The sequence below is a fragment of the Leclercia sp. GHBNCSD genome, from assembly GCF_055805075.1.
In genome coordinates this window covers 1,909,583-1,926,971 of the sequence record NZ_JBQVYO010000001.1, presented here as the reverse complement: position 1 = coordinate 1,926,971, position 17,389 = coordinate 1,909,583, and the positions used below count along the sequence as shown (strand labels likewise).

The following is a 17,389-nucleotide window of genomic DNA, read 5'->3' as shown; positions in this document are numbered from 1 at the left end:
TATGAAAATTTCCCGCCTCGGCGAAGCGCCGGATTATCGCTTCTCGCTGGCAAACGAGCGCACCTTTCTGGCCTGGATCCGTACCGCCCTGGGCTTTCTGGCAGCCGGTGTCGGCCTTGACCAGCTGGCACCCGACTTTGCCACGCCGGTGATCCGCCAGCTGCTGGCGCTGCTGCTGTGCCTTTTTTCCGGAGGGCTGGCGATCTACGGCTACCTGCGCTGGCTGCGCAATGAAAAGGCGATGCGCCTGAAAGAAGACCTGCCCTATACCCACAGCCTGCTGATTATCAGCCTGATCCTGATGGTGGTGGCGGTGATTGTCATGGGACTGGTGCTCTATGGCGGATAATCGCAAAGCCCGCCGCCTGGCCGATCCGGGACTGCAGCCGGAGCGGACCTCGCTCGCCTGGCTGCGCACCCTGCTGGGCTACGGCGCCCTGATGGTGCTGGCGGTTAAACACAACTGGCAGCAGGCAGGGCAGCTGTTCTGGGTGGCGCTGGGTGTACTGGCAATCGCGGCGCTGATCCTCTGGTATTACACCCGCAGCAGGGCGCAAATGGATGTTTCTCTGTATGATTTTTCATCATCCCGACCGGTGCATATTAAATTTTTGATCGCCCTCGCAGTGTTATCCCTCGCATTACTGTTTGCTGCTAGCCATGTCCACCATCTCATTACTTTTATCAGGGGTATTACATGACAGGATGTCAGGTTATGGCCAAGCCAGCCAGCTCACGATGCAACCTGAATTGCCGCTACTGTTTTTATATCGATAAGCCTCAACAGGCGATCATGGATGACGCCACCCTGGAAACCTTTATTCAACAGCATATCGCCGCCCAGCCCGGACCAGAGGTACAGTTCGCCTGGCAGGGCGGGGAACCGACCCTGTGCGGGCTGGATTTCTTTCGTCGTGTCGTGGAACTGCAACAGCGGCATGGCGCAGGAAAACGTATCCACAACGCTTTTCAGACCAACGGCATCCTGCTCAATGACGCCTGGTGTGTATTTTTTCGTGAACAGGGCTGGCTGGTGGGTATCTCTCTCGATGGGCCTGCGGCGCTGCATGATGCTTACCGCGTCAGCCGCAGCGGCAACCCTACTCATCATAAGGTGCTGGCGGCGATAGAGAAGCTGCGAGCGCATCAGGTGTCGTTTAATCTTCTGACGGTCATCAACCGGCAGAACAGCGGCCAGCCGGAGCGCATGTATCGCTATTTGCGCGCGCTGGGCACGCCGTATCTGCAGTTTCTTCCCCTGCTGGAGCACGACAACCCGGAATCAGTCAGCGATGCGCAGTGGGGAGCATTCCTGTCGTCGGTGTTTGATATCTGGGTGCGGGAGGATATTGGTCGCATCTTTGTGCAGCTTTTCGACTCGACGTTAGGGGTCTGGTGCGGCTATCCGTCGCAGATCTGTTCCCTCGCCGTCACCTGCGGCCACGCCTTCGCGCTGGAGGCGCAGGGCGATCTCTATCAATGCGATCACTATGTCTACCCCGAGTACCGGCTGGGTAACATCCACCAGACGCCGCTGGCAGAGCTTAATAACAGTGAGGCGGCCATCGCCTTTGGCCAGCGTAAAAAAACCACTTTACCCGGTGAGTGCCAGGCCTGCCCGGCGCTTTACCTGTGCAACGGCGACTGCCCGAAACACCGGGTGGAGGGCAAAAGCGCGCTGTGCGCGGGGTATCTGGCGTTCTTTCGCCATTGTGCCCCGCATATGCGGGTGATGCGCGATCTTATCCGCCATCACCGTTCGCCCATCGAGTTAATGACCCTGTTACGCCAGAGCCAGTAAGTTACCGCCCTTTCGCCAGATATTTCGCCATCTCCTCGTCCGGCACCATGCCGCCGCCGGTGGCCCACACCAGGTGGGTGGCGTTGTCAAGCGCATAATGCCCGGCAGTGGCGAGACGTACCGGCCCGACCATTCCCGCCAGCGCGGAGGGCTCAAGAAGAATCTGCTCCTCCTGCGCCAGCCAGCTCAGCATGTCATACATGCTCTGATCGGAGAGGGTATAGAACCCGTCGAGCAGGCGCTCCATGGCACGGCCAACAAAACCGGACGCGCGGCCTACCGCCAGGCCATCGGCCGCGGTGAGGTTATCGATCCCCAGATCCTGCACGGCAATCTGGTCATGTAGCCCGGTATAAACCCCCAGCAGCATGCACGGCGAATGAGTAGGTTCGGCAAAGAAGCAGTGCACATGGTCGCCAAAGGCCAGCTTCAGCCCAAACGCCACGCCGCCAGGGCCGCCGCCGACGCCGCATGGCAGATAGACAAACAGGGGATGATCCCTGTCCACCACCCGGCCCTGGTCAGCAAACTGCGCTTTCAGTCGTGCGCCTGCCACGGCATAGCCTAAAAACAGGGTGCGGGAGTTTTCATCGTCGATAAAGAAGCAGTTCGGATCGCTTTCGGCCGCTTTGCGGCCTTGCTCCACCGCCACGCCGTAGTCCTGCTCATATTCCACCACCGTCACGCCGTGGCTGCGCAGTTTCGCTTTTTTCCATTCCCGGGCGTCGGCGGACATATGGACCGTCACCTTAAAGCCGATGCGGGCGCTCATGATGCCGATGGACATCCCCAGGTTGCCGGTCGACCCCACGGCGATGCTGTACTGGCTGAAGAAATCTTTGAAGCGCGGCTCCAGCAGGATGCTGTAATCCTCCTCCGGCGGTAACAGGCCCGCGGCGAGGGCCAGTTTTTCCGCGTGGGTCAGCACCTCATAGATGCCGCCGCGGGCTTTGATGGAGCCGGAGATCGGCAGATGACTGTCTTTTTTCAACAGCAACGTGCCGGGAAGGGTGATATCGAACGCTGTCTCCAGCCGCTTGTGCATCCCCGGTATGGCGACCAGCTCCGATTCGATAATCCCGTTTGTGGCCGCCGTTTCCGGGAACGCTTTCGCCAGGTACGGCGCAAACCGCGCCAGGCGCGCGTGGGCATCATCCACGTCGGCCTGGGTCAGGCCAACGTGCGGCAACCCTTCGGCCAGCGTGGTGGCTTTGGGGTTAAGCCAGGTGGTCTCTTTCAGGGCGATCAGCGCATTGAGCAGGGGATATTGCGCGATTAATGTCTGGGTCTGTGGCGTCATAGGTTCCTCGCAGGCGTTATCCCCTTAAGAAAACAGGAAACGGACGCGAGGGCAAGTGAACGCTACACCGCCTGCTGGTGATGTGAGGCGCGGGAGGCCAGCGGCAGCCAGCACAGCACAATCAGCAGCCCCATTAAGGTCATCAGCAGACCAAGGCTGGCCTGTCCGTTTTGCGGCATCATCGCCGAGAGCCAGGCCAGCGCGCCGGAGCCGATATTCTGCAACCCTCCCACCAGCGCCCCGGCGGTGCCCGCGAGGAACGGGAAGGGCTCCATCGCGCCGCTGGTCGCCAGCGGGAAGAGCATCCCCGCGCCAAAGAAGAAGAGCGCAGCCGGGATCAGCAGGGTCCAGACATTCATCACCCCGAACAGCCCCGGGATCCACATCATCAGCCCCGCCAGCAGGCAGCTTGCCACCGACTGCCACATCAGGGTGGTAAAGCGTTTATTGGCGCGTCCGGCAAACCATGCGCCGAAGAACGCCGCCGGGATCGGCAGAATAAACAGAATACTCACCACCATACTGCTGAGACCCAGCCCGGCGCCCAACAGCACGCCCGAACTGGCTTCGAATACGGCGATACCCGCCAGGCCGCCAATCAGCATCAGCACGTAGCAGTTAAACGCCCCATTGCCGAAAAGGATTTTGTAGCTGGTGAGCAGTCTGGTGCGAGGCGCCTCAGCGGGCCGGGTTTCCGGTATCCAGCGCGCCATGCTGAAGGTGACGATGGCGCACAGCACCAGCAGGAAGCCATAGCAGGCCCGCCAGGACCAGACGGTATCCAGCAGGCCGCCAATCAGCGGCGCCAGCAGCGGGCTCACCAGGATGCCCATGCTCAGCAGGCTATTGGCGTGACGCAGCTGGCTCCCCTGATACATATCCCGCGGCAGCGTGCGTGCCATCACCCCGCCGACGCCGGTGCCGACGCCCTGCAACGCGCTGGCGGCAATCAGCACGCTCAGGCTGTGGGTGGTCATGGCGATGACCGTCGCGATCATAAAAATCGTCATGCCGACCAGGATCACCGGGCGGCGACCCACGCGGTCCGAAAGCGGGCCGTAGACGAGCTGCGATACCCCATAGGTCAACAGATAGGCGCCCATCACGCTCTGGATTGCCCCTTCGCGCACCTGGAGTGCCTTCGCCATGCCCGCGATGGCCGGGATATAGATGGTTTGCGCCATCTGACCGACGGCGACCAGCAAGATCAACATCAAGAGTAAATTAACGTTCCGCTGTTTTTTCATGTCGCTGAATACTTTTGCCAAAAGTGAGAAATAAAGAATAAGTAACTACGCATTCCCATAAATGCGCGAGGAATCTACCACAGGAAAATGACAAGTTAAGTACCCGGCTGAATAACGGGAAGGGGCAAGAAGGCAGGATTTTTAAACGACAGCGGCAACGAATGTTGCCAGCGTTAATTCATTTGCTTAAACCGCGCAGAATAGCCGATGCGTGATGCGCGGTTCATCCATCACCAGCGTAAAACCAGCGCGCTGATAGAAGGTCCAGGCGGCCTGCGGCGCATGGGTATTGAGAAAATCGAACCAGATGCTGGCATCGGCCATCACCACACCGAGCAGCTGCCTGCCAATGCCCTGTCCACGACAGCTTTCGCTGATATAGAGATGGCGAATGCGACCGGTCCGCGGCTGCTGGCTGAACGGATCGCGGTTTAGTCCGCAAATTCCTACCAGCTTGCCATTGAGAAACGCACCCAGCAGCTTTTCGCCGGGGGCATTGAAGCGGTTTTCGCCGCGCTGCCAGTTCTCTTCCAGCCTGCGCAGCATGTTGAAATTAAGCGCGACGCTCTCGGCCTTAAGCGCGATATACCCCGGTTCGTCCGGCGTAACGGGTTCAATTAGCAAACGCGACATAGCATTCCCTCGTTATTATCGTTGTTAAAGAGGGGCGGTTTCCCGCCCCTCTTCGGTGCGACTTGAACCTGAATTACTTCACGTATTTCAGGACAGCATCAAGCAGTTGCAGTGCTGCAACAATGAGTTTGAGGATAAGTACAACCATATCCACTACGCTCATACGCGTCTCCTCTGGTTAAGGAGCACGATGCTGGCGTACCTTTCCGCCGCCTGTGACCAGCACCTTTGTTGACGTAACACAGTGTGCTCAGTTGGGGAGTGGAGGCGCTGACGGCACCACCCGTTTCAGCCAGGACTTCGTTGCGCCGGTGTACTACGAGCGGCTCCCCTCACACCCTGTGAACACCACCAGTATAGATAAATACTGTATATATGAACAGTAATTTATGGACAAAACGTGAAGGGCGATCCATACTCAAATGCGTCAAAATCCGTGCCCCAAATTGCGCGTTCCTGTGCGATCGCGTATACTTCGGGCGTTGACGTAACACAGTGTGCTCTGCGGTCACCAGCCGCAAACGCTGTAAAAAAAACCTCGCTCCGGCGGGGTTTTTTGTTTTCATCACCTAATAAACGAAACGTGATCCCTGACGCATTTTTGCGCAGATGAAAATATTTCCATTGTCACGCCTGAAAACCTGTGTTTGTATAAATTCTATCAATGATTCCAGAGACAGGTTCCTAATGACCTCTTCCATGCTGACCTCGACCCTACTAAAAACTGCGCAACCAGCCGCAGTGGTCGTCGTGCGTGTGGTGGTCGTCGTCGGCAATGCGCCGTAGGGACTGGATCAACACACGATTCCAAACCCCGCCGGCGCAAACCGGCGGGGTTTTTCGTTTAAAGCCCCCCGGAAAGTCGGCTCAGATCACAATAAGAGGACTGGAGCATGGCAAGTTCGGGCACAACATCACACAAGACGCGTTTCACAGGCGCGCAGTTAATCGTTCATCTGCTGGAACGTCAGGGCATTACCACGGTTGCGGGTATCCCTGGCGGAACGGTACTCCCGCTGTATGACGCCTTAAGCCAGAGCACGCAGATCCGTCACGTGCTGGCGCGACACGAACAGGGCGCAGGCTTTATCGCCCAGGGCATGGCGCGTACCCAGGGCAAACCGGCGGTTTGCATGGCCTGTAGCGGGCCGGGGGCCACCAACCTGGTGACCGCCATCGCCGACGCGCGTCTCGACTCCATTCCGTTAGTCTGCATTACCGGCCAGGTGCCTGCCTCGATGATCGGCACCGATGCGTTTCAGGAAGTGGACACCTACGGCATCTCTATCCCCATCACCAAGCACAACTATTTAGTGCGCGATATCAGCGAATTACCGCAGGTTATCAGCGATGCGTTCCGTATCGCCCAGTCCGGTCGTCCGGGTCCGGTGTGGATAGACATTCCTAAGGATGTGCAGACCGCTGAAATTGAGATCGAGGTACTGCCAGAGCCAGGCACCCGTGCGCCATCGCCGGCATTCAGCGCGGAGAGCGTGCGCGAGGCGGCGGCGATGATTAACGCCGCCCAGCGTCCGGTGCTCTATCTGGGCGGCGGGGTGATCGACGCGCCTGATGCGGTGCGTACCCTGGCAGAAAAGGCCAACCTGCCAACCACCATGACCCTGATGGCGTTGGGTATGCTGCCCAAAGCGCACCCGCTGTCGCTGGGTATGCTCGGGATGCATGGCGCGCGCAGCACCAACTTTATTCTGCAGGAAGCTGACCTGCTGATTGTTCTCGGGGCGCGTTTTGATGACCGGGCGATCGGCAAAACCGAGCAGTTCTGCCCGAACGCCAAAATCATTCACGTGGATATCGACCGCGCGGAGCTGGGCAAAATCAAGCAGCCGCACGTGGCGATCCAGGGCGACGTTGACGAGGTGCTGGCGCAGCTGCTGCCGCACATCGACGCCACTCCGCGCACCGCGTGGCGTGAGCAGGTTACCGGTCTGCAGCAGGAGTTCCCGGGCGCTATCCCGACCGGCGGCGATCCGCTGAGCCACTACGGGTTGATTAACGCCGTGGCCGCCTGCGTGGACGACAGCGCCATTATCACCACCGATGTGGGACAGCATCAGATGTGGACCGCCCAGGCCTATCCACTGAACCGTCCACGTCAGTGGCTGACCTCCGGCGGGCTGGGGACCATGGGCTTTGGCCTGCCTGCGGCAGTGGGCGCGGCGCTGGCGAATCCGGACCGCAAGGTGATCTGCTTCTCCGGCGACGGCAGCCTGATGATGAACATCCAGGAGATGGCCACCGCGGCGGAAAACCAGCTGGATGTGAAAATCATTCTGATGAACAACGAAGCGCTGGGCCTGGTGCATCAGCAGCAGAGCCTGTTCTACAAGCAGGGCGTCTTTGCCGCCACCTATCCGGGGATGATTAACTTTATGCAGATTGCCGCCGGGTTTGGCCTGCACACCTGCGATCTGAATGCCGAAGAGGATGCGCAGGCCGCACTTCAGGCGGCGATCTCGCGCCCAGGCCCGGCACTGATCCACGTGCGTATCGATCCACAACAAAAAGTTTATCCGATGGTACCGCCGGGTGCGGCCAATACAGAAATGGTGGGGGAATAAGCCATGCAGAAGCAAAATGATAATGTCATTCTGGAACTCACCGTCCGCAACCACCCAGGCGTCATGACCCACGTCTGCGGGCTGTTTGCCCGCCGGGCGTTCAACGTGGAAGGCATCCTCTGTTTACCAATCCAGGGCAGCGAGCACAGCCGTATCTGGCTACTGGTGAATGATGACCAGCGTCTGGAGCAGATGATGGCCCAGATCGACAAGCTGGAAGATGTGGTGAAAGTGGTGCGTAACCAGTCCGATCCGACCATGTTTAACAAAATTGCGGTGTTCTTCGAGTAACTTACTCCCCGGCGGCGTCCGGGGTGATGATTTTCACAAAGCCGTTCCGGCAGTGGGCCGGGTAGTCTGCCGGAAGCGGGCGGTCGCTGATCAGCACATCAAATGCCGACAGCGGCCCGATGCTGGCGGGGGCCACTTCATCAAACAGGGCGTAACGGGCCAGCAGGATCTTGCGGATGCCATGTTGCATGGCTTTGCGCTTGGTGGCGAGATCGTCAAGGTTAAACCAGGTAACCCCATAGTGATCATGCACGCCGCTGGCGGAGATAAACACCTTGCGCGGGTTCAGGGAGTCCAGTATCGACGGGTTGCTGGTGTCATAAAACGCATCGCTTTTTGCCCGGTAGGTGCCGCCACACAAAATGGCGGTGGCGTTGGGCTTCTCATTAAGCGCCATAAATACGCGATGGGAATAGCAGATGCCGGTAAAGGTAATGTCGTCGGGGATCATGCTAATCACCAGCGGCATCTCCGGGCCATTATCAAAAAAGACCAGGTCGTTTTCCGCCACCATGCCCGCCGCCAGAATGGCGATAGGCAGATCGTCGGGGTGGTGAGTCTGGCTGCGTACCACCGGTGCGGCAGGCGCGGTGGCCGGTTTATTAACCATCACGATATAGCCGCCCAGCAGGGTCAGGGGCAGCACGGTCTCATGGTTATCCGGGCTGAGATCGCGACGGATAGTCATAACGGAGACTTCAAGCATCCGGGCGGCATCTTTCAGATGGATGCGGTCGGTTTTTTTTAACAGCTCCACCAGACGCCGGATTCGTTCTTTTTGCTTCGTCTCCATTCACCCTCTCCGCACAGTAGGATGTTCCTTTAAACACATGCATGATGCGTCAGGAACATTTTTGTTGCGTCATACTATACTGCCGCCCGGCCGGAAAGAAAAGCCGCTTCTGAAACTGTCATTATCATCCAATCTGTTGTAATTAATGATTTAATTTTAAATTCCCGACATTGCTTTTCACTTTTAACTCCGCGCGAAGATTAAACATTAACCGACGTCAATGGATCCGCTAATCGCGATCGCAGTCACAAATGATACGAAAATAACATGATAATGTTACGATAATATCATTGTTGAGTGATTGTTTCAGAGAGGTAGTAAACATGGATATCGCGGTTATCGGCTCCAACATGGTGGATCTCATCACCTATATCAATCAGATGCCGAAAGAGGGCGAAACCCTTGAAGCCCCGGCGTTTAAAATTGGCTGTGGCGGCAAAGGCGCGAATCAGGCGGTGGCGGCGGCCAAGCTCAATTCGAAGGTGATGATGCTGACCAAAGTCGGTGACGATATTTTTGCCGATAACACCATCCGCAATCTGGAGTCCTGGGGCATCAACACCACCTATGTGGAAAAAGTGCCATGCACCAGCAGCGGCGTGGCGCCCATCTTTGTGAACGCCAACTCCAGCAACAGCATTCTGATTGTGAAAGGCGCCAATAAATTCCTCTCGCCGGAAGATATCGACCGCGCGGCAGAGGATCTGAAAAAGTGTCAGCTGATTGTTTTACAGCTTGAAGTGCAGCTGGAGACGGTTTATCACGCCATCGAGTTTGGTAAAAAACACGGTATTCAGGTGTTATTAAATCCGGCCCCGGCATTACGTGAATTAGATATGTCCTATGCCTGCAAATGTGATTTCTTTGTGCCGAATGAAACCGAACTGGAAATTCTGACCGGCATGCCGGTAAATACCTACGAAAATATCTGCCTCGCGGCGCGTTCGCTGGTAGATAAAGGGCTGAATAATATTATTGTCACCATGGGTGAAAAAGGGGCGCTATGGATGACGCGCGACCGGGAAGTTAAAGTCCCGGCCTTTAAAGTAAATGCCGTCGATACCAGCGGGGCCGGTGATGCCTTTATCGGCTGCTTCGCCCACTACTATGTCCAGAGCGGCGACGTTGAAGCCGCCATGAAAAAAGCCTCCCTCTTTGCCGCCTTCAGCGTCACCGGGAAAGGCACCCAGTCTTCTTACCCCAGCATCGAACAATTCAATGAGTTTCTGGCATTGAACGAATAATAAAACCCTGCGAAATAAAAGGTAGCACTATGAACGATAAAAACATCATTCAGATGCCTGACGGCTATCTGAATAAAACCCCTCTGTTCCAGTTTATTTTGTTATCCTGCTTATTCCCATTATGGGGATGCGCTGCTGCTTTAAATGATATTTTAATTACGCAGTTTAAAAGCGTCTTTGCACTCAGCAATTTTGCCTCGGCGCTGGTGCAAAGCGCATTTTATGGCGGTTATTTCCTGATAGCTATTCCGGCCTCGCTGGTAATTAAAAAGACCAGCTATAGAGTGGCGATCTTAATCGGATTAACGCTCTATATCGTAGGCTGTACGCTCTTTTTCCCGGCCTCGCACATGGCAACCTACACCATGTTCCTGGCGGCCATCTTTGCCATCGCGATTGGTCTGAGCTTCCTCGAAACGGCGGCTAATACCTACAGCTCAATGATCGGCTCGAAAGCCTATGCCACGCTGCGCCTGAACGTTAGCCAGACCTTCTACCCGATTGGCGCTGCCGCAGGCATCCTGCTGGGTAAATATCTGGTCTTCTCCGAAGGCGACAGCCTGGAAAAACAGATGGCAGGCATGAACGCCGAGCAGATCCACAACTTTAAGATCCTGATGCTGGAGAACACGCTGGAGCCTTACAAGTATATGATTATGGTTCTGGTGGTGGTGATGGTTCTGTTTCTGTTAACCCGCTTCCCCACCTGCAAAGTGGCGCAAACCACGGAGCGTAAGCGCCCGTCGGCGATGGATACCCTGCGCTACCTCGCCACCAATGCCCGCTTCCGTCGCGGTATTGTGGCGCAGTTCCTCTATGTGGGCATGCAGGTGGCGGTGTGGTCATTCACCATCCGTCTGGCGCTGGAACTGGGCGATATCAACGAACGCGACGCCTCCAACTTTATGGTCTACAGCTTTGCCTGCTTCTTCATCGGCAAGTTCATCGCCAACGTTCTGATGACCCGCTTTAACCCGGCGAAGGTGCTCATTATGTACTCGGTGGTCGGCGCGCTGTTCCTGGCCTATGTGGCGCTGGCGCCAGGCTTTAGCGCGGTTTACGTTGCGGTGTTGGTCAGTATTCTCTTCGGGCCATGCTGGGCCACTATCTACGCCGGAACCCTGGATACCGTGGACAACGAACATACCGAAATGGCGGGCGCGGTGATCGTGATGGCGATTGTGGGTGCGGCAGTCGTGCCTGCGGTGCAGGGCTATGTCGCCGATCTGTTCCACTCGCTGCAGGCCTCTTTCCTGGTCTCGATGCTGTGCTTTGTCTACGTGGGCGTCTATTTCTGGCGTGAGAGCAAAGTGCGCCGTGAACTGACCGAAGCCACCGCTTCCTGAGGAGAAACACCATGACGCAACTTCCCCTGTGGCGCGCGCTCTTTACCGAACAGCCGCGCACCCTGCTGCAAAACGATGACTTCACGGTGACGGCGTTTCGCTACGCCAGCGGCGTGGAGGGGCTGCGGGTGCAAAACAGCCGCGGCCACCTGGTGATCCTCCCCTGGCTGGGGCAGATGATCTGGGATGCGGAGTTTGATGGCCGCGACCTGACGATGCGCAATATGTTCCGCCAGCCCAAAGCGGCAAAAGAGGTGGTGGAAACCTATGGCTGTTTTGCCTTCCACTCGGGCCTGCTGACAAACGGCTGCCCGTCCCCGGAGGATACCCATCCGCTGCACGGCGAAATGCCCTGCGCGCCAATGGATGAAGCCTGGCTGGAGCTGAAGGGCGACAGTCTGACGGTGACCGGACGCTATGAATATGTGATGGGCTTCGGTCATCATTATCAGGCGCAGCCGGCGGTGACGTTACGTAAAGCCAGCGCCCTGTTTGAGATCACCATGGCGGTAACCAACCTGGCGACGGTGCCCATGCCGCTCCAGTACATGTGCCATATGAACTATGCGTATGTTGAGGGGGCCACCTTCAGCCAGAACGTCCCGGATGAAGCCATTCAGCTGCGCGAGTCGATCCCGGCGCACGTTAAACCTACCGAACAGTGGCTGGCGTTCAACCAGCGTGTACAGCAGGGCGAAGCGACCCTGAAGACCCTCTCTGAACCGCAATTTTACGATCCGGAGATTGTCTTCTTCACCGACCAGCTCGATCGTTATACGGATAGCCCGGAATTCCGCATGATCGCCCCGGATGGCGTCACCTTTGTTACGCGTTTTGCCAGCGCCGAACTGAACTACGCCACCCGCTGGATACTCTACAACGGCGATCAGCAGGTGGCGGCGTTCGTGCTTCCGGCCACCTGCCGCCCGGAAGGGTTCCTGGCGGCACAGCACAGCGGCAGCCTGATTTCGCTGGCTCCGGCCGAAACCCGCCGCTTTACGGTGACCACAGGCATCCTCTGACGGCACGAATCGTTCATCGCTTGAACAGTAACGCGCTTATCGCTAAGGTAAGCGCGTTTTTTAATCCCGCCAGGAATGCACCATGACCACCATCGCCCTTATCGACGATCACCTTATCGTCCGCTCCGGATTTGCCCAGCTGCTGAGCCTGGAGCCCGATTTTCAGGTGGTGGCCGAGTTCGGCTCCGGCCGCGAGGCGCTGGCCGGCCTGCCGGGATGCGGGGTGCAGGTCTGTATCTGCGATATCTCAATGCCGGACCTCTCCGGGCTGGAGCTGCTGAGCCAGCTGCCGAAAGGAATAACGACCATCATGCTCTCGGTTCACGACAGTCCGGCGCTGGTAGAGCAGGCGCTGAACGCGGGCGCGCGCGGGTTTCTCTCCAAACGCTGCAGCCCGGACGAGCTGATTGCCGCCGTGCGCACCGTCGCCACCGGCGGTTGCTACCTGACGCCAGATATCGCCCTCAAGCTGGCGGCCGGACGCCAGGACCCGCTTACCCGACGCGAACGCCAGGTGGCGGAAAAGCTGGCTCAGGGAATGGCGGTGAAAGAGATCGCCCTTGAGCTTGGCCTGTCGCCAAAAACCGTACACGTTCACCGCGCCAACCTGATGGAAAAACTGGGCGTCAGCAATGACGTTGAGCTGGCGCGCCGCATGTTTGACGGCTGGTAATGCACGCCTTTTTCTCCCGGCTGGTGGCGGTGGTCGCCAGCTTCTTTATCTTCTCCGCCGCCTGGTTCTGCCTGTGGAGCATCAGCCTGCACCTGGTAGAACGCCCGGAGCTGGCGGTGTTGCTGTTCCCTTTCGGCCTGCGGCTGGGGCTGATGCTGCAATGCCCGCGCGGCTACTGGCCGGTTTTATTGGGTGCAGAGTGGCTGATGCTGATCTGGTTGTCGCAGGAAGTCGCCCTCGCGTATCTGCCCTTATTGATGACCGGAAGCCTGCTCACGCTCCTCCCGGTTGCGCTTATTTCCCGCTATCGTCACCAGCGCGACTGGCGCACCCTGCTGCGCCAGGGGGCGGCGCTGATTGCCGCCGCGCTGCTGCAATCCCTGCCGTGGGTGGGCGAAAAGGAGATGCTGAACACCCTGCTGCTGACCCTGACCGGCGGCCTGACCCTGGCCCCGACCTGCCTCGTCATCTGGCATTACCTCACCAGTACCGTCTGGCAGCCCCTTGGCCCGGCGTTGGTTTCTCAGCCCGTCAACTGGCGCGCCCGGCATCTCATCTGGTATCTGCTGCTGTTTGTGGTGAGCCTGTGGTTGCAGCTTGGCCTGCCCGCAGAGCTGTCGCGCTTTACGCCGTTTTGTCTGGCGCTGCCGATCATCGCACTCGCCTGGCATTACGGCTGGCAGGGGGCGTTGATCGCCACGCTGATGAACGCCATCGCGCTGATTGCCAGCCAGACCTGGCACGATCACCCGGTGGATCTGCTGCTCTCTCTGCTGGCCCAGAGCCTGACCGGGCTGCTGCTCGGCGCGGGCATTCAGCGTCTGCGTGAGCTGAACCAGTCCCTGCAAACCGAGCTGTCGCGCAATCGCCGCCTGGCAGAACGCCTGCTGGAGACCGAAGAGAGCGTGCGCCAGGAGGTGGCGCGTGAACTGCACGACGACATCGGCCAGACCATTACCGCCATTCGTACCCAGGCGGGTATCGTCCAGCGTCTGGCGGCGGACAACGCCGGGGTGAAGCAGGGCGGGGCGCATATCGAACAGCTCTCGCTGGGCGTGTATGACTCGGTGCGTCGCCTGCTGGGCAGGCTGCGTCCGCGCCAGCTGGACGATCTGACCCTGGAACAGGCGGTGCGCTCCCTGATGCGTGAGATGGAGCTGGAGAGCCGCGGCATCGTCAGCCATCTCGACTGGTGCATTGATGAATCATTGCTGAGTGAAGGCCAGCGCGTCACGCTGTTTCGCGTCTGTCAGGAAGGGCTGAACAATATCGTCAAACACGCCAACGCCAGCGCGGTGACGCTGCAGGGCTGGCAGCAGGATGAAAGCCTCAGGCTGGTGATTGAAGACGATGGCTGCGGCCTGCCGCCGGGCTCAGGGCAACAAGGCTTTGGCCTGGCGGGGATGCGCGAACGCGTGAAGGCGCTGGGCGGCACGCTGACTATCTCCTGCACACACGGGACGCGCGTCAGCGTCAGTTTACCGCTTCGGAGTCACCATGTTTAAACCCCCTGTCGATGCAGTCCCGTTAAGCGATAAGGCGGAAATCGACGCCCGCTATCGTTACTGGCGACGCCATATTCTGATCACCCTCTGGCTCGGCTACGCGCTGTTCTACTTCACCCGCAAAAGCTTTAACGCCGCCGCGCCGGAGATCCTCGCCAGCGGGGTGATGACCCGCACCGATATCGGCCTGCTGGCGACGCTGTTTTACATCACCTATGGCCTGTCGAAGTTCTTCTCCGGCATCGTCAGCGACCGCTCCAACGCCCGCTACTTTATGGGTTTTGGCCTGATCGCCACCGGGGTGGTGAACATCCTGTTCGGCTTCTCCACCTCGCTGTGGGCCTTCGCCCTGCTGTGGGCGCTGAACGCCTTTTTCCAGGGCTGGGGCGCGCCGGTCTGTGCCCGCCTGCTCACCGCCTGGTATTCGCGCAACGAGCGCGGCGGCTGGTGGGCGATCTGGAACACCGCCCATAACGTCGGTGGGGCGCTGATCCCGATGGTGGTCGGTGCCGCAGCGCTGCACTACGGCTGGCGCGCGGGGATGATGATTGCCGGTTGTCTCGCGATCCTCGCCGGGCTGTTTCTCTGCTGGCGTCTGCGCGATCGGCCGCAAACCGTGGGTCTGCCGGCGGTGGGCGACTGGCGGCACGACGCGCTGGAGATTGCCCAGCAGCAGGAGGGGGCCGGGCTGTCCCGCCAGGCGATCCTCACCCGATATGTGCTGAAAAACCCCTATATCTGGCTGCTGTCGCTCTGCTACGTGCTGGTCTACGTGGTGCGCGCGGCGATCAATGACTGGGGCAATCTGTACATGTCCGAGACGCTGGGTGTGGATCTGGTCACCGCCAACTCGGCGGTGACGATGTTTGAGCTGGGCGGGTTTATCGGCGCGCTGGTGGCGGGCTGGGGCTCGGATAAGCTCTTCAACGGCAACCGTGGTCCAATGAACCTGATTTTTGCCGCCGGGATTTTGCTCTCGGTCGGTTCCCTGTGGCTGATGCCGTTTGCCAGCTACGTGATGCAGGCGGCGTGCTTCTTTACCATCGGCTTCTTTGTGTTTGGCCCGCAGATGCTGATCGGCATGGCGGCGGCGGAGTGCTCCCACAAGGACGCGGCAGGGGCGGCGACCGGTTTTGTCGGGCTGTTCGCCTATCTCGGGGCATCGCTTTCCGGCTGGCCGCTGGCCAGGGTGATCGACACCTGGCACTGGAGCGGGTTCTTCGCGGTGATCGCCATCGCGGCGGGGATTTCGGCCCTGCTGCTGCTGCCGTTCCTTAACGCCCAGGCCCCGCGTGAAGCCAGTGTGATGTGATGCGCCTCACCTTTTCACCGCGAGTGGCGCGAAACTAAGAAATTTTCCCGGTTCCGCCTGGACGCTGTCTCAGGCATCTCTCCTGGCTGATTTTTACAATGCCTGCCATTCGCAGGTAAAAATCAGCTCAGGAGCAAACCATGCTGGCCTTCCTCAATCAGGTGCGCAAGCCGACCCTGGATCTGCCGCTCGATGTGCGGCGCAAAATGTGGTTCAAACCCTTCATGCAGTCCTACCTGGTGGTCTTTATCGGCTACCTGACCATGTATCTGATCCGCAAAAACTTTAACATCGCGCAGAACGACATGATCTCGACCTACGGGCTGAGCATGACCCAGTTGGGGATGATTGGCCTCGGTTTCTCCATCACCTACGGGGTGGGGAAAACCGTTGTCTCGTACTATGCGGACGGCAAAAACACCAAGCAGTTTCTGCCGTTTATGCTGATCCTCTCCGCCATCTGTATGCTCGGCTTCAGCGCCAGCATGGGCGCGGGCTCCGTCAGCCTGTTCCTGATGATCGCCTTCTACGCCCTGAGCGGTTTCTTCCAGAGTACCGGCGGGTCGTGCAGCTACTCCACCATCACCAAATGGACCCCGCGCCGCAAGCGGGGCTCGTACCTCGGCATGTGGAACATCTCCCACAACCTCGGCGGGGCGGGTGCGGCAGGGGTGGCGCTGTTCGGCGCGAACTACCTCTTCGACGGCCACGTGATCGGCATGTTTATCTTCCCGTCGATTATCGCCCTGATCGTCGGCTTTATCGGCCTGCGCTTCGGCAGCGACTCCCCGGAATCATACGGTCTGGGTAAAGCCGAAGAGCTGTTTAACGAAGAGATCAGCGAAGAGGACAAAGAGACTGAAGAGAACGAGATGACCAAATGGCAGATCTTTGTTGAGTACGTGCTGAAAAACAAAGTGATCTGGCTGCTCTGCTTCTCCAATATCTTCCTGTACGTGGTGCGCATCGGTATCGACCAGTGGTCGACCGTGTATGCCTTCCAGGAGCTGAAGCTCTCCAAAGAGGTGGCGATCCAGGGCTTCACCCTGTTTGAAGTAGGCGCGCTGGTCGGCACCCTGCTGTGGGGCTGGCTCTCGGATCTCGCCAATGGCCGTCGTGCGCTGGTGGCCTGCGTCGCGCTGGCGCTGATTATCGCCACGCTGGGTATTTATCAGCATGCCAGCAACCAGTACGTCTATCTCGCCTCCCTGTTCGCGCTCGGCTTCCTGGTCTTTGGTCCGCAGCTGTTGATCGGCGTGGCGGCGGTAGGTTTTGTGCCGAAAAAAGCGATCGGCGCTGCCGATGGGATTAAAGGCACCTTCGCTTACCTGATCGGCGACAGCTTCGCCAAGCTGGGTCTGGGGATGATTGCCGACGGCACGCCGATCTTCGGCCTCACCGGCTGGGCAGGTACCTTTGCGGCGCTGGATGCGGCAGCCATCGGCTGTATCGTCCTGATGGCGATGGTTGCGGTGCTGGAAGAGCGCAAGATCCGCCGCGAAAAACGCGTACAACGTTTGAAAGCAGCCTGAGTATGCAGGTAACTTTTTGCCCGGCGTGATGCCGGGCTTTTTTACATTCTCACCCCGATTACCTTACCCCGCTTTACACATCCGCTCCGTCCTATGCTCTACAGTTTT

Annotated in this window: 18 protein-coding genes; 13 read left to right on the top strand and 5 right to left on the bottom strand. The window is 58.6% G+C overall.

Annotated features, from left to right (window positions below):
• Nucleotide 1 precedes the first annotated feature (1 nt).
• From ACT3IC_RS09360 to ACT3IC_RS09350, 3 genes are read left to right on the top strand one after another with little or no spacing between them, the layout of a single operon-like run.
• Nucleotides 2-349, top strand: a complete 348-nt coding sequence (locus ACT3IC_RS09360; RefSeq protein ID WP_103177645.1) for a YidH family protein — start codon at nt 2-4, stop codon at nt 347-349.
• The gene (locus tag ACT3IC_RS09355) at nt 339-701 is read left to right on the top strand and encodes a DUF202 domain-containing protein (RefSeq protein ID WP_103177646.1); all 363 of its coding nucleotides are present in this window, start codon (nt 339-341) and stop codon (nt 699-701) included. The genes ACT3IC_RS09360 and ACT3IC_RS09355 overlap by 11 nt, the downstream gene beginning before the upstream one ends.
• Complete coding sequence (locus ACT3IC_RS09350) at nt 698-1,801, top strand: anaerobic sulfatase maturase (RefSeq protein ID WP_473477250.1); 1,104 nt, start codon at nt 698-700, stop codon at nt 1,799-1,801. Before ACT3IC_RS09355 ends, ACT3IC_RS09350 begins: the two co-directional genes overlap by 4 nt.
• 1 nt (nt 1,802) lies before the next feature.
• On the opposite strand, the gene dsdA is transcribed toward ACT3IC_RS09350, so the two are convergent.
• From dsdA to tisB, 4 genes are all read right to left on the bottom strand, one after another.
• The gene (dsdA, locus tag ACT3IC_RS09345; protein WP_473477247.1) at nt 1,803-3,101 is read right to left on the bottom strand and encodes a D-serine ammonia-lyase; all 1,299 of its coding nucleotides are present in this window, start codon (nt 3,099-3,101) and stop codon (nt 1,803-1,805) included.
• A gap of 62 nt (nt 3,102-3,163) precedes the next feature.
• Nucleotides 3,164-4,348: a multidrug efflux MFS transporter EmrD gene (emrD, locus tag ACT3IC_RS09340; protein ID WP_473477244.1), complete on the bottom strand. Its 1,185-nt coding sequence runs from the start codon at nt 4,346-4,348 to the stop codon at nt 3,164-3,166.
• Nucleotides 4,349-4,534: 186 nt separating this feature from the next.
• A complete protein-coding gene (locus tag ACT3IC_RS09335; RefSeq protein ID WP_473477241.1) occupies nt 4,535-4,981 on the bottom strand; it encodes a GNAT family N-acetyltransferase in 447 nt (148 codons plus the stop codon).
• 73 nt (nt 4,982-5,054) lie between these two features.
• Nucleotides 5,055-5,144, bottom strand: coding sequence for a type I toxin-antitoxin system toxin TisB (gene tisB, locus ACT3IC_RS09330; protein WP_039032257.1), 90 nt, complete (start codon nt 5,142-5,144; stop codon nt 5,055-5,057).
• A 524-nt stretch (nt 5,145-5,668) separates the two neighbouring features.
• On the opposite strand from tisB, the gene ivbL reads away from it, so the two are divergent.
• From ivbL to ilvN, 3 genes are all read left to right on the top strand, one after another.
• Nucleotides 5,669-5,767 (top strand): ilvB operon leader peptide IvbL, encoded by a 99-nt coding sequence (ivbL, locus tag ACT3IC_RS09325; RefSeq protein ID WP_103177650.1) that lies wholly within the window; start codon nt 5,669-5,671, stop codon nt 5,765-5,767.
• A 107-nt stretch (nt 5,768-5,874) separates the two neighbouring features.
• On the top strand, nt 5,875-7,563 hold the full coding sequence (gene ilvB / locus ACT3IC_RS09320; protein WP_156653651.1) for an acetolactate synthase large subunit: 1,689 nt from the start codon (nt 5,875-5,877) through the stop codon (nt 7,561-7,563).
• A gap of 3 nt (nt 7,564-7,566) precedes the next feature.
• Nucleotides 7,567-7,854, top strand: a complete 288-nt coding sequence (gene ilvN / locus ACT3IC_RS09315; protein ID WP_039032259.1) for an acetolactate synthase small subunit — start codon at nt 7,567-7,569, stop codon at nt 7,852-7,854.
• A 1-nt stretch (nt 7,855) separates the two neighbouring features.
• Here ilvN and ACT3IC_RS09310 read toward each other — a convergent pair whose 3' ends face one another.
• Complete coding sequence (locus ACT3IC_RS09310; protein WP_263950111.1) at nt 7,856-8,647, bottom strand: DeoR family transcriptional regulator; 792 nt, start codon at nt 8,645-8,647, stop codon at nt 7,856-7,858.
• Nucleotides 8,648-8,970: 323 nt separating this feature from the next.
• Between ACT3IC_RS09310 and rbsK the strand changes: the two genes are divergently transcribed.
• From rbsK to uhpT, 7 genes are all read left to right on the top strand, one after another.
• Nucleotides 8,971-9,891 (top strand): ribokinase, encoded by a 921-nt coding sequence (gene rbsK / locus ACT3IC_RS09305; protein ID WP_103177653.1) that lies wholly within the window; start codon nt 8,971-8,973, stop codon nt 9,889-9,891.
• A gap of 29 nt (nt 9,892-9,920) precedes the next feature.
• Entirely contained in the window at nt 9,921-11,237 is a 1,317-nt protein-coding gene (fucP, locus tag ACT3IC_RS09300) for an L-fucose:H+ symporter permease (protein ID WP_473477237.1), read from the top strand.
• Nucleotides 11,238-11,248: 11 nt separating this feature from the next.
• Nucleotides 11,249-12,259, top strand: a complete 1,011-nt coding sequence (locus tag ACT3IC_RS09295) for an aldose 1-epimerase family protein (protein ID WP_473477234.1) — start codon at nt 11,249-11,251, stop codon at nt 12,257-12,259.
• Between the two features lie 82 nt (nt 12,260-12,341).
• On the top strand, nt 12,342-12,932 hold the full coding sequence (gene uhpA, locus ACT3IC_RS09290; protein ID WP_263950109.1) for a transcriptional regulator UhpA: 591 nt from the start codon (nt 12,342-12,344) through the stop codon (nt 12,930-12,932).
• Nucleotides 12,932-14,437 carry a signal transduction histidine-protein kinase/phosphatase UhpB gene (uhpB, locus tag ACT3IC_RS09285; RefSeq protein WP_103177657.1) on the top strand — a complete coding sequence of 502 codons (1,506 nt, stop codon included), beginning with the start codon at nt 12,932-12,934 and terminating at the stop codon, nt 14,435-14,437. The genes uhpA and uhpB overlap by 1 nt, the downstream gene beginning before the upstream one ends.
• Nucleotides 14,430-15,749 (top strand): MFS transporter family glucose-6-phosphate receptor UhpC, encoded by a 1,320-nt coding sequence (gene uhpC / locus ACT3IC_RS09280; RefSeq protein WP_473477231.1) that lies wholly within the window; start codon nt 14,430-14,432, stop codon nt 15,747-15,749. The genes uhpB and uhpC overlap by 8 nt, the downstream gene beginning before the upstream one ends.
• Nucleotides 15,750-15,889: 140 nt before the next feature.
• Complete coding sequence (gene uhpT, locus ACT3IC_RS09275) at nt 15,890-17,281, top strand: hexose-6-phosphate:phosphate antiporter (RefSeq protein WP_103177659.1); 1,392 nt, start codon at nt 15,890-15,892, stop codon at nt 17,279-17,281.
• Nucleotides 17,282-17,389: the final 108 nt, after the last annotated feature.

What these genes read in the sequence shown, in the direction of transcription:
- uhpT (WP_103177659.1), top strand. Translation starts at nt 15,890, where the DNA reads ATGCTGGCCTTCCTCAATCAGGTGCGCAAGCCGACCCTGGATCTGCCG.
- rbsK (WP_103177653.1), top strand. Translation starts at nt 8,971, where the DNA reads ATGGATATCGCGGTTATCGGCTCCAACATGGTGGATCTCATCACCTAT.
- ivbL (WP_103177650.1), top strand. Translation starts at nt 5,669, where the DNA reads ATGACCTCTTCCATGCTGACCTCGACCCTACTAAAAACTGCGCAACCA.
- ACT3IC_RS09350 (WP_473477250.1), top strand. Translation starts at nt 698, where the DNA reads ATGACAGGATGTCAGGTTATGGCCAAGCCAGCCAGCTCACGATGCAAC.
- uhpC (WP_473477231.1), top strand. Translation starts at nt 14,430, where the DNA reads ATGTTTAAACCCCCTGTCGATGCAGTCCCGTTAAGCGATAAGGCGGAA.
- dsdA (WP_473477247.1), bottom strand. Translation starts at nt 3,101, where the DNA reads ATGACGCCACAGACCCAGACATTAATCGCGCAATATCCCCTGCTCAAT.
- emrD (WP_473477244.1), bottom strand. Translation starts at nt 4,348, where the DNA reads ATGAAAAAACAGCGGAACGTTAATTTACTCTTGATGTTGATCTTGCTG.
- ACT3IC_RS09310 (WP_263950111.1), bottom strand. Translation starts at nt 8,647, where the DNA reads ATGGAGACGAAGCAAAAAGAACGAATCCGGCGTCTGGTGGAGCTGTTA.
- uhpB (WP_103177657.1), top strand. Translation starts at nt 12,932, where the DNA reads ATGCACGCCTTTTTCTCCCGGCTGGTGGCGGTGGTCGCCAGCTTCTTT.
- uhpA (WP_263950109.1), top strand. Translation starts at nt 12,342, where the DNA reads ATGACCACCATCGCCCTTATCGACGATCACCTTATCGTCCGCTCCGGA.
- ilvB (WP_156653651.1), top strand. Translation starts at nt 5,875, where the DNA reads ATGGCAAGTTCGGGCACAACATCACACAAGACGCGTTTCACAGGCGCG.
- ACT3IC_RS09360 (WP_103177645.1), top strand. Translation starts at nt 2, where the DNA reads ATGAAAATTTCCCGCCTCGGCGAAGCGCCGGATTATCGCTTCTCGCTG.
- ACT3IC_RS09295 (WP_473477234.1), top strand. Translation starts at nt 11,249, where the DNA reads ATGACGCAACTTCCCCTGTGGCGCGCGCTCTTTACCGAACAGCCGCGC.
- tisB (WP_039032257.1), bottom strand. Translation starts at nt 5,144, where the DNA reads ATGAGCGTAGTGGATATGGTTGTACTTATCCTCAAACTCATTGTTGCA.
- fucP (WP_473477237.1), top strand. Translation starts at nt 9,921, where the DNA reads ATGAACGATAAAAACATCATTCAGATGCCTGACGGCTATCTGAATAAA.
- ACT3IC_RS09335 (WP_473477241.1), bottom strand. Translation starts at nt 4,981, where the DNA reads ATGTCGCGTTTGCTAATTGAACCCGTTACGCCGGACGAACCGGGGTAT.
- ilvN (WP_039032259.1), top strand. Translation starts at nt 7,567, where the DNA reads ATGCAGAAGCAAAATGATAATGTCATTCTGGAACTCACCGTCCGCAAC.
- ACT3IC_RS09355 (WP_103177646.1), top strand. Translation starts at nt 339, where the DNA reads ATGGCGGATAATCGCAAAGCCCGCCGCCTGGCCGATCCGGGACTGCAG.